Genomic DNA, 11424 nt, shown 5'->3' with positions numbered 1-11424 from the left:
CCTACTCGCACCGCTCGGCTATATACCGCCAGCCGAAGCTGAGGCAAACTATTACAAGCAACTGAGCAGTCAAGCCATTCCGGCCTGACTCACACTAACCGGCCTCCACGAAAGCCGGGGCGATTCAGGTCGGCATGGACCGCGTGGCGCTCATGGCTTGTGGCAGCGGCAAACTCGGCAGCGCTCATGTCCGTCCCCTTCCAGTTGATGTCCCTGAGATTGCCTGAGAACCCGTTGTAATCGCTCTTGAAATGCGGCGCATAAGCAGATGTGATGCGGATCCCAGCGACGGCACTGTTCACAATGAGGTTGTTCTTGACTGTGTAAGGTCCGGTGGTGATGGTACCGTAGTTGAAATCGATACCATATTGCATGCCGTAGATGGTGTTATTGTAGATCTGTGTGGATTTGGCATCACCGATGATCACGCCCCATTGCTGTGTGGCGCTCGCTGAGCAAGGGTTTTTTTTGCTCTCGGCACATTTCAATGTGCCGCCGATCATCACGTTGTTATAAATCCTGATACCGCTTGAGGCAGGCTTATGATAGGCCTGGATGGCGGCGCCAGAGGCCCGGATAAACAGATTGTTCCGGATGGTGACGTTGGTCGCGCCGGCTGCGATATAAATGTGGTGGTCTTGCGCCGTATGGCTGCCGTTGTCGATGAATGTATTATTTTGAATAGTAATGTCATCGACCGGACCCAGTCCATCGTGAAGATCGATGGTGCCATTGCCGTGCTTATCCGCGAAGTGCTGGGCGGTGATGCCATCGACGACGACGTGGGAGCTGTTCGAGAAGATAAGAAAGTCACCGGCAGTCCCGGTGTCGCCCCACTGTCCGTCAAAGACAGGCTTTTCCCCCGGATAATTTTTGAAAGTCACTGGTGCCTTGGCCGTTCCGGAAGATTTCCAGATGAGCCCTGCCTGCCCGTAGTAGAGGCCGCCACGCGCACATAGTGTCTTTCCAGGGGTTAATCTTGCACTAGCGTAGACAATCGTCTTCCAGGGAGAAGCAAGCGTCCCTGCCCCGTTGTCAGAGCCGTTGGGGGCGATGTAGTAATTGCACCTTGCGTTTCCCGCTAGTGCCGACGATGGGTAGCCAAGCACCACCGAGGCCGCCAGGAGACCAACTACCAGCCGCAGTGCGCCGACACCGTGGCACAGGGAGCCAGTCCCCGCCGAAGTGGAGCCGCCCTCCTCGGCTCCAGCTCGCGTACTGCCTTCCGCTAGAGGAACCGGAAAGGAAAAGCTAAGCCGCCCACGCCTACTCGCGTTATCTATGTCCCGCATCATTACCGTACAGAGCTGCAAACACGGTTCCCTTTTGAGATAGGAAGCGATTGAAGATGCGGGTATCGAGGATGTCGGCAAAGCGTTGGAGGCCCTTGGACGGCATGGTTCCCACACTTGCAAATCCTTTCCAGATGACCTCCGGCCGCTCGCCGTTGACGGCCAGAGCCTCGAGCTCTTCCTGTGAAAAGTAATGCCAGTTAGCGCGCCCCGCATCGCCAAAGCGCCGGAGGAACAAATTGTGGACGGGAGAACACCAACCCTTATCAAGAATGATAAGCCGCCCTTTTTCTGACAACATACCCTTGCAGCAGTCGATGGCCCTGGAGAATTCCTGCAAATTGTGATTGCGGTCCAAGCCTCCGAGGACGCCCTTCAGGAGGACCACGTCATAAGTTTGTCTCGTTGCCGAAAATACATCGTGCGTCCTTACGGACGGCATCGGCAAACGGTATTCCTCACAAATGGATTTGCAAAACGCTTTCAAGCTCGGCAACTCATCATCTGCGTAACATGTGACGTCTACCGCGGCCCCTTTGCTCAGGAAGTACAGCGACGGCGCAGATACTCCTGATGCACCCACTTCCAGAACCGTCCGAGGCTGCGTTTCCAGACGGCTGACCGCCTCGCAAAAAACGTCAGTCCATGGAACTGCATGCCACCCAAATAGTCGGCGGAGCATGGCTAAGTCCTGGGCATTCGGTTTCATGTTTGACATCGGCAAGTCCTTTCGGTCAGCGCGCTGCTGAAATGCGAGAATGTTGCTAAGTCTAGAATGGTAGGCGCAGGCAAATGCAGAGATGTGTCAAATCGTCCAGTCAACCAATATTCAAATGACCAGGACGCCCAAGCGCTCTACTGCAACCGTCCGCTCAGAGAAGCTGGCCCGCTGGCCTGCACTACCCCCGCCCCGGCAGCGCTACGTCGCGCAACGTAGCCCGGTCCGGTTAGCGCGAACAATACGAACAGCCACAAGGGCGGCTCGTAGAAGAACATCTTCTCGTTCAAGGGCAACAAGACCAGGAGGGTGGCCAAAATGAGCCCGTTCACCCGGATCATCCGCAAGAGCATTCCCAACATGGCGAGCCACATCACCGCACCGCCGCGTGTGCTCAGGTTGAAGAGGGCGCCAATGTCCTGGTAGTAGCAACGGAAGCACGGATCCTGCACGAAGCCGACGCCGATGAACTTTTCTTCCGGACTCGTGGCGACGTACGCGGCCACACCTAGAATCCGGTGCGACAAGCTGCTGTCACTCGGTTGGTGGATGAAGCGTTCCTCCAGGTGCGTCACGATCCCGGAGGCAAGCAGGTAGGTAGAGATTGCGGCGGCGAGGACCAAAAGATGGACGGTCTTGACGTTTTTTCGCCATAAGTAGAGAGCCAGCACCGTCACCAGCGGGACGAAATATACCGACGAACCCGAATTGGTCAAGAAAATGCCGATGATCGATGCACACGTCAGCAACAGCAGCCGTTCGCTGAATTGCGAGACCAGCATCATGATCGCCAGCAGGCAGCCAATATAATTCGCATAGGTACCCGGTTCAACGTGGAACCCGGAAAATCGCGTAATGTTCAGATAATCTTCCGCGAATCGGCTGTCTGCGCCGAACAGCATCTTGTAAAAGTCGACCATCCCGGCCGAGGTCCCGTAATACAGCACGGCTTGCAATCCGATAAACACAGCGTTAATGAACAGCAAGCATCCCACCGCCGACTGGAATTCCCGCCGCCAATGGAAAGAGAGCTCATACAGGAGCATGGCCGCGGACATGTCGGCCAGGATGAGCAAGGCGAAATGGGCGGGGCCAGATTTGATGAGCGTTGCGTGCAGAAGAATGAACACCATGGCGCAGAACACATGGACAACCGGCGCGCGCAGCCGCAAAGGCCGCATCGTTGCGAACGGGAACAGCAGGACCAATGAGGCTCCCCCCGCCAGATATTTCGGCAGCATCGACGGATTCGGACCGCCTTGCTCAAACGGTGTGAAGAACAGGAACAGAGTGCAGAAAAATGTCAGGAAGACCAGACGCGATTCCCGGCGGTTCGACGCGTTCATATCAGGAACCGGACGCCATGTCGGCCAGGGACTGGCCGAAGCGCGAATAATTGTGGGCGGCGTTATAGTTGTTCTGCCATTCGGAGCGCGCACGCGCTCGATACGCGGAGGCCGACGCCCTGTCGTGGAAGCGAAGGAGCGCGTTGGCGATGGTGGGAATATCGGCATCGGCCGGAATCAGGACCCCGTTGCTTTCGTTGACAATCTCGCGGTTTCCGCCAACGTCGGTTGCCACCATCGGGATGCCGACCGAACTGGCCTCCATGAGGCTGACAGGAATTCCTTCGTTCGAGCTGACGTTGACGATCACATCAAAGCGTTGCTCCCGATACAGCCGCATCAGATCCTGCTGCGAAAGGTAGCCCTTGAACACGAGGTCGGCCCGTCCCTCGAGCCTGGACTTGGCGTATTCCCGCAATTGTTCATATAGTTCGCCGTCCCCAACGTGGGTCCAACGGATGTCCAGCGATGGATCCGCCTCCAGCAGATGGGCGATCGCGTCGACAATCAGGTGCAAGCGCTTCTCTTCTACGACGAACGAGCAGGAGAGAAGCGAGAATGCGCCCTCTTGCGGCTGGGCATTCGCAAACCCGGGGTCATCTACCCCCAGTCGCGCCGTAAAGCATTTTGGCGCCACCATCGGGTGCTCGCGTCCCACGTAGGCTTTTCCGTGGTCCGAGATGGTATAGACCGCGTCGATCCCGGCCAGCACGCCGCGTCGCAAACCGGCATAACGGCCGCTACGACGTTCCTCGTACAGGTCGCCGCCATGCCCGCGCGATACGATTTTGAGCGAGGGCTGGTACACGTCCCGGTAACGGATCGCTCCCATGATTTCCGGGAACATCCAGTAAAAATAGACGATGTCGATTTCCTTGTTTGCTTTCCCGACCTGTTCGACCAGAAAGCGCTCAAACAGGCAAGCACGGTACAAGGCACGCCCCAATTCCTTCAGGTTCACCCAGCGATGTGCTCCGCGCAGAACACGCAGGACGTCATCGAGCCATGGATATCTCCACAATCCCCCCAGGAACGAGCTGATCACGGTGAAGTGTCGTGCAGTTCCCCAGCGCGCATTCGCATACTCCAGATTGACTGGCAGCGCGGTGGGACGCGGTACGGTGTCCGGTACATAAAAACTCGGCACCAGTTCGACCTCGTCGAAGCACTGGGAGAGGTATTGCAGTTCGGCTCTGACGAAGGCTTCGCCTCGGCCGTAAGGATAGGAGGTGGTCACCAACAGCACGCGTTTCCGTTTCATTCACTAGTCTCCACTCGAGGGATCGGCGCGCCGCTGGCGTTTGCCTGTTTCGTTGCGATGATTTTCCTGTACATGAACACCGTATAGAGGGCGGTACTCGAAAAGGCGACGGTCGACGCGAGTGCCGCACCACTTGTTCCCAGGACCGGCATGGCGAGCACCGCGCAGACGACATTGATCGCCAGGCACAGGAGCGCACCCTGGACATTGACCTTTTGGCAGCCCAAGCCGGCAAGCGCGTTCGACAGAATGCTCATATAGCTCCAGGCGACTATCCCGGGCAGCAAAATGATGAACGGCGCAACGCTCGCTTTGAAGTCCTTGCCGAACACGAGGGGAAGCGCAAACGGGGCGAGCGCCGCCGCGACCAACGCGCCTCCCAGAGTCACCTGCCCCACCAATTTCGCTATTCTCTTCACCATCGCATCCAGGGCCGCCGGCGACTTGCTGTTGGCGGCCGACTCGGGGTACACGATCGAGGACGCGGCTCCGGAAAACAGCCACAGCATCTCGGCCAGTTGCACCGCCAGCGCATAGCTTCCTGTCGCGCTGGCACCCAGCATGAAACTGACCAGATACAAGGTCAGCCTGTAGTTGAGAAATGTGATGACGTTGCTGAGGTGGGAGCGCAGGCCGAATGCAATCGCATCCCGCAGTTGGTACTCGCCGGAGGCGGCGGTGCCGTTCTTTCCGAGCCGCGCTTCGCTCATCATCCAGAGCGACAGCTGTCCCAGGAGGTGAGCCGTCACAACGGCCGTGACGCTGAGCGTACCGGTCGCGCCCAATATGGCAACCGTGGCGAAAAATACGAACGGGTGGACCAATAGTGTTTTGTTGTAGGCCCGGTAGTCGCGCTGCCCCCGGATCATCGACGCCGACCAGGCTGCCAGCAGCAGCAGTGGGAACAGCAAGCTGGCATACAAGGCCAGGCCCTTGTCAACGCCGGGCAAGTAAGTGGAGATCTGTTGTTTGCTGCTTGCCACCACCACCAGCGCCACCGCGCTCCAGAGCAGAACCGCAAGTACCCAGTTTACGGCACGCATTCGCCGCGGATTGCCGATGCCGGAGCTCAGGTGGTACACGTGGCTGGCGCCTACACCGAGGTTGAGAAATGCGTACAGCGCCTGCGGCAGCAAGAGCGCCGTGGCAAGAACCCCGTTGCCCGCCGGCCCGAGGGCCCGCGCGGTAATCGCCATCGCGGCCAAGGTCAAACCACCGGTCATAATCTGGCGGGCGACCGTCGCACCAATGGTCGCAGAAAGGTTCAAGCGCGAATCCGGAGATCGCCCTAATGCGAAGGCGCCAAAAAGGCTTTTCATCATTGTCTTCATCGTTGGCTTGGCGGGTTGCGCGCGATACAGCTTGTTCGATTATGAAAGGCAGGCAGTTCATCTCCGTTGACAAAACGCAGCAGCCCGAGCGCGCCGGCATCGGTAACGACCCTTTTAATGGAGGCTTGCCCGCAGTGTTCGAGGTGCAATCGGCGCTGGCGCCCCTCCAAAGCCGCGGCATGCTCTGGAGCGGCCCGACGCCGCGCCATCAGACGCTAGGCCGAATATTCCAGATGGGCAGCCTCGCGTCTTGGCTCCGGCTGCCGCCAGTACAGCGACGACGTGGCCATGTCGTTGAACAGCACTCCTTGCGGCGCGATGCCGGCGTGGTTGAGGTGCTTGATCGACTCGTTGATTTCCGATGCGGTGGTGACCCCGGCGCGGGTGAGGATGAATACGGCGCCGGCGTGGCTGCCGATGACGAGTGCGTCGGCCACGGACAGGATCGGCGGCGAATTGATCAGCATCAGGTCGTAATTGGGACTGATGGATTCCAGCATGCTGCCGAAGTTCGGGTGCAGCAGGAACTCGGAGCGGTTGGGCGGAAGCGGCCCGGTGGGGATGAAATCGAGGTTGTCGAGCACGCCGCGGTGGATGATTTGTTCGACCGCGATTTCGCCATTGATCGCCTTTGACAGGCCCTGCTCGCGGCCCACCCCGAAATAGCGGTGCAGTTGGCCATTACGGAAGTCGGCGTCCAGCAGCAACACCCGTTTCCCGCTCGACGCCATGACGGCTGCGAAATTGGCCGCGACGAAGGACTTGCCCAGCCCGCAGGTCGGACCTGCCAGCATGACGACGTTATTCTTAAAGTGCGGCATCGCGAACAGCAGCGCCGAACGGAAACTGCGCAGGCTTTCGATCGCGGGGTCTTCGGGCATGATCTCGGCCAGAAGCGGCAGCGGTCCACGCTCTCCCCTGACCCTGCGCGTCAGTTTCTCCTGAATGATGCTGTGTGGGATCGTCGCGTACACCGCGCGAGAACCCAGCATGCGTTCCACCTGCTGGGGGGCGTCGATACCGCCCGACAGTGCCTTGCGTGCAAACGCGATAGCGCCGCCGATCACCATGCCGATGATGACCGCGAGTGCGACGATCACCGGGCGGTTCGGCCGGACCGGCTTTTCCGGCGCCATCGGTGCGTCGATCAGGCGCACGTTGCTGACGCGCCCGACGGAAATCAGGCGCAACTGCTGCGCGGTGTTCGACAGTGCCGTGTACAGGTCGGTATTGACCTTGATGTCACGCGTCAGCCTCGCCTCGTCCTGTTCGAGCACTGGTAAAGTCTTGATGCGCGCGGCGATTGCCTCGATCTCGGCGTCGACTTCCTTGCGCTGGCGGTTGATCGCGGCGACGATCGGATGGTCTTCGGTAAAGCGTGCGAGCAGTTCGGTTTTTTTCTGCAGCAGCTCCATCCGGCGCGCCTTCGCCGCGGTCGCCTGCGCCAGGCTCATCCTTCCTTCTTCGCGCAGGTCGACCGTACCGTGCAAATTACGGAACTGGTTGTAGCGGTCCTCGGACTGTTCCAGCTGGCGCTTCAGGATCGGCAACTGCTTGTTCAGGAAAGCGAGCGATTTTTCTGCTTCCTCGGTCTTGCGCGCCAGGTTCTGGCGCATGTATTCGCGACCGATTTCACTGAGCAAGGCATTGGCGCGTTTGGCATTCTCGCCTCGCAGCTTGACCTCGATCACACCCGACTGCTTGCCCTGCTCGGTGATGACCATGGCCGTCTGGATTTCCTGGATGGTACCCAGACGCGATTTGCGCTTGAGGCGAAAGCGCGCGCCGGGATTGGCATACAGGCGGTCGACCTTGATCTCCATGATGCCGTCCGGCGTCGGTACGCGGTAGCGCTGGCCTACCGTGCCGTCGAAGGCAAGGCGCTGGCCGCCGCCGGAAAAGTGGTAGCGGTTGATGCCGCGCGCGGTGATCGTGAACTCGCGGTTGAGCCAGCTTTCGGGCACGTCGAAGACCGTGACCTCGGCCTTTTCGCCGCCCCAGACATAGCCGCCGTAGCCGAACAGCCCGGGATTCGAGAGCGCACCGTTGTTCTGGTTCGCGAACCAGAAGCCGACCACCGGGAAGTACTTGGGCTGAACCTCGATGTAGAGCTGCAGGTTGTCGACCGCCTGCGAGACGACCATGCGCGAGCGCAGCAGCTCCATCTCGGCAATGGCAGCCTTCTTGGTTTCGAACAGGGAGGACGCTTCGCTCAGGATGTTCTTGGAGGCATTCGGGCTTTCTTCCTCCACGTGGATCATCAGGTTCGCTTCGTAGACAGGCTTGGCCACGAGCGCGTACAGGACTGCGATCAGGGTGATCAGCGCGGTGATGCCGCCGATCAGCCAGCGGTTGTCGTACAGGGTGTTGAAATGCCCTTTCAGGTCGGCCGCCGGCTCGTCGACGGCGTTCAGGCTGGGCCGCGGATCGAAGGGCATGCTCAGGATCGGCGGATTATGCGCCACATGGGCCATCGGGAGGTGGTCGGTTGGCTTGGTCATAGCTTGTCTCCGATACTCACGGACGGGTGGTGACGCCGACCGCGGAGGTGAGCGCGCCAGGGAACAGCAGGCTGAGATGACGGTTCCAGTTCGCCAGTGGCGAAGCGGCGACGTAGACCACGTCTTTCGGGCGCAGCTCGAAGGACTCGGCCATGGCAAGCGAGCCGGTCAACCGGGCGTCGAGCTGGAACACACGTGTGCGTTCGGGCGTCTTGCGTACGACGTAGATCTGGCGCGCGTCGCCGCTCAGCGGGCTGATGCCGCCCGTCTCGCCCAGCGCCTCGTTCAATGTCAGGCGTCCGTTGTGCATCGTCAGCGCCCGCGGCTGGACGACTTCGCCGGAGACGAAGACCTTGCTTTCGTCGCGCGAGTGCACGCGTACGACGTCGCCGGGCGCCAGCATGATGTTGCCCGGGTTGATGCCTTTCTGGACCAGGTCGCGCAGGTTGATGCTGTAGCGCGTCTCGCCCCGCTCGAGCGCGATGCGGCTCTGGTCGGCAGTGGGCAGCAGGCCGCCGGCGCGGTTCAGGGCCTCGACCAGGGTCATCGGGATGTCGTTGATCGCCTGCAGGCCGGGTTGCTTGACTTCGCCGTCGATGTAGACCCGCTTGCTGCGGTAGGCCTGCACGCGCAACGTAATGTTCGGGTTGGCGATGTAGCGCGCCAGCTTTTGCGTCAGCAGCGCGCGCGCCGCTTCCTCGGTCAGGCCTTCGACCGGCAGCAGGCCGGCGAAGGGAAACTGGATGCGGCCTTGGTGGTCGACCACGAAGCCCGGCTGCGGCGCGTTGGAGTTGCTGTTGGCCCCGGTGCCATTGGCATCGGCCGCGGCGGTGGCCGCCGTTACGCCGCCGCCCGCCAGCTCGGGATGGTCCCAGACGACGATGGCGAGCACGTCGCCGCGCCCGATGGTGTAAGGCGGCGGATGCGGCACCATCAGCCGCGAGAGGTTCTGCTCGCCCTGCTGTGCATTGACCCGCTTCTCGGCCGCGATCAGCTCTTCGGTGATCATCTCGGTCGGTGGCGCAGGCTCGGCGTTGCCCTTGCTGTCCTGTGCATGGAACTGCATGCCGGTGGTGCAGCCGCCCAGCAGGAATACGGTTGCCACGGCGGCTAAGCGCCAACGCAAAATTTCTGTTGGAAAATTCATGACATGGCCTGTGAAATGGACTGTCGTTCTATTGCTGACTAACTCAGCGTACGGCGTTCATCACAGGCGGCTTTGCTGCATATCAAACGGCTGACTCAGGCGAGGCAGGTACGGACAGGCGAAGATCGCTTCACCGGTGCATTATTGCTGTCGGTAAAATTAGCAGCGGCTAACGCACTTCCTCGAGCAGTTTCAGGTTCTCGGCAAACAGCCAGATGCGGCGGATTTCGATCACGTCGAAACGGGCGGCCACCGCCGGCGGAAAGGCGGCGTAGCGGGCATTCAGGCGCACGATGCGGCGCACGGCCTCGTCGAGATCGGCGCGGCCGCTCGAGCGCACGATCGTCACATCGTCGACGCTGCCGTCGCTGCGCAAGGCCACGCTGACGAGCGGATCGGCACGCCCCGGCCCGCCTGCCACCTGCATCCGGATCTGCGCGGCATTGCGTTCGATCTTCTGGCGGAAGCTGTCCACGTACAGGCGCAGCGGCACGTCGCGTTCCAGCGTGTCGACCACGCGTCGCCGTCCCTCCGCCATCTGCTGGGCGGGCCGCAGCGCCGCCGGCGGCGTGGCGGGAAGCTCGATGCCGCGCAGCAGTTCGCGCGCCCTGCCGGCGAAGCCGGGACCGTCGAGGGCGCCGCGCGGCAGGGTCCCGCCCCCGGCGCCCGCCCCGTTTCCGGGCGCGCCGGCAGGCATATCGGCCGTGCCCGTCCCTTGCGCCACCTGGCGCGCATGCTCGGCCTGAGCTGCCTGCCGACGCGCCTGTTGCATGGCTTGTTGCCGTGCCAGTTCATCCTGCATGGCCTGAGCGGCGGCCTGCTCCGCGCGTTGACGGCGTGCGCGTTCGTCTTCCTCCTGTTGGCGGGCCAGCTGCTGGTCGCGCTGGCGTGCCGCTTCCGCTGCGCGTTGCCGGGCCTTCTCCTCGGCCAGCTGCAGTGCCGCCCGTTCGCGTTCGGCCGCCACACGTCGCGCCTCCTCCTCGGCAGCCAGCCGCCCGGCCTCGCGCACGGCCGCCTCGCGCGCCTGCTCTTGCGCGAGCGCGCGCTGCGCAGCCAGTTCCCGGGCACGGGCCGCCTCCTGCGCCACGCGTTCCTGCCTGTCGCGCTCCTGGCGCAATTGTTCTTCCTGCAGGCGGTGCGCCTGTTCCTGCTCCGCCTGCGCCTGCCGTTGCAGGGCTGCCGCACGCTCTTCGGCCAGCCGCAGCGCCTGCGCCCGTTCCTCTTCCACCAGACGCTGCCGCTCGGCCTCCTCCCGCGCGCGCTGCGCGGCTTCCTCGGCCGCGAGCAGATTCGCTTCGGGTTCGGCCGCCTCGGGCTCCACTTTGACGGGCTCAGGCGCCTCCGGCACCGGCTCGACCGGGACTTCGGCCAGCGGCACCTTGAAGGCGGCATCCGGATTGTCGTTCTGCACGATTACCGGCGGCGACGCCGGTTCGCGCGCCGGCGGTTTCCTCACAGGCACAGGATTACGGCGCCGGGCCGGCCTGGCCTGGGCCTGTGGCGGCGGTGACAGCGGCGCCATTGGCACGGGGTCAAACAGGCGGAAACCGGATGCGGGTGCATGCGCAGGCACGGGCGCGGCCGCAGGCGCCGCTGCAGGCGCCGGATCGGCCGGCGCAGGAAGCGCCGCAGGCAGCGTCGCCGGCGGCGGCAAGGGCGCCAGGCTGACCGTGACCGGCCCCGCGCCGCCCGCGCGCATGCCGGACAGCCCGAAGCCGATCGACAGGATCAGCGCATGCGCCAGCAGCGACAGCAACAAGCCGAACACCATCCGGCGATTGGCAAGGTCGTGCGCGGATGGCTGTACGGTCGGCATGCTGGCGGCGGG

Annotated in this window: 8 protein-coding genes; all 8 read right to left on the bottom strand. The window is 62.0% G+C overall.

Annotation, left to right across the window (positions count from 1 at the left end; genetic code table 11):
- Window positions 1-89 precede the first annotated feature (89 nt).
- Window positions 90-884 (bottom strand): right-handed parallel beta-helix repeat-containing protein, encoded by a 795-nt coding sequence (locus C2862_RS25390; protein ID WP_168710143.1) that lies wholly within the window; start codon window positions 882-884, stop codon window positions 90-92.
- A 391-nt stretch (window positions 885-1275) separates the two neighbouring features.
- Window positions 1276-2001 (bottom strand): hypothetical protein, encoded by a 726-nt coding sequence (locus tag C2862_RS25385; protein ID WP_168710142.1) that lies wholly within the window; start codon window positions 1999-2001, stop codon window positions 1276-1278.
- A 146-nt stretch (window positions 2002-2147) separates the two neighbouring features.
- Window positions 2148-3356: a hypothetical protein gene (locus C2862_RS21975; RefSeq protein WP_136222644.1), complete on the bottom strand. Its 1209-nt coding sequence runs from the start codon at window positions 3354-3356 to the stop codon at window positions 2148-2150.
- Window position 3357: 1 nt separating this feature from the next.
- Window positions 3358-4617, bottom strand: a complete 1260-nt coding sequence (locus C2862_RS21970) for a glycosyltransferase (RefSeq protein ID WP_136222642.1) — start codon at window positions 4615-4617, stop codon at window positions 3358-3360.
- A complete protein-coding gene (locus C2862_RS21965; RefSeq protein ID WP_136222640.1) occupies window positions 4614-5948 on the bottom strand; it encodes a lipopolysaccharide biosynthesis protein in 1335 nt (444 codons plus the stop codon). The genes C2862_RS21970 and C2862_RS21965 overlap by 4 nt, the downstream gene beginning before the upstream one ends.
- Before the next feature lie 215 nt (window positions 5949-6163).
- Window positions 6164-8449, bottom strand: coding sequence for a polysaccharide biosynthesis tyrosine autokinase (locus tag C2862_RS21960; RefSeq protein WP_136222638.1), 2286 nt, complete (start codon window positions 8447-8449; stop codon window positions 6164-6166).
- A 16-nt stretch (window positions 8450-8465) separates the two neighbouring features.
- Window positions 8466-9554, bottom strand: a complete 1089-nt coding sequence (locus C2862_RS21955) for a polysaccharide biosynthesis/export family protein (RefSeq protein ID WP_229467550.1) — start codon at window positions 9552-9554, stop codon at window positions 8466-8468.
- Window positions 9555-9765: 211 nt separating this feature from the next.
- Window positions 9766-11364, bottom strand: coding sequence for a TonB family protein (locus C2862_RS21950; protein WP_136222634.1), 1599 nt, complete (start codon window positions 11362-11364; stop codon window positions 9766-9768).
- Between the last annotated feature and the right edge of the window lie 60 nt (window positions 11365-11424).

Source organism: Massilia sp. Mn16-1_5 (assembly GCF_004798585.1).
Lineage (GTDB): Bacteria > Pseudomonadota > Gammaproteobacteria > Burkholderiales > Burkholderiaceae_D > Telluria.
This window is presented reverse-complemented; position numbering and strand designations above follow the sequence as displayed.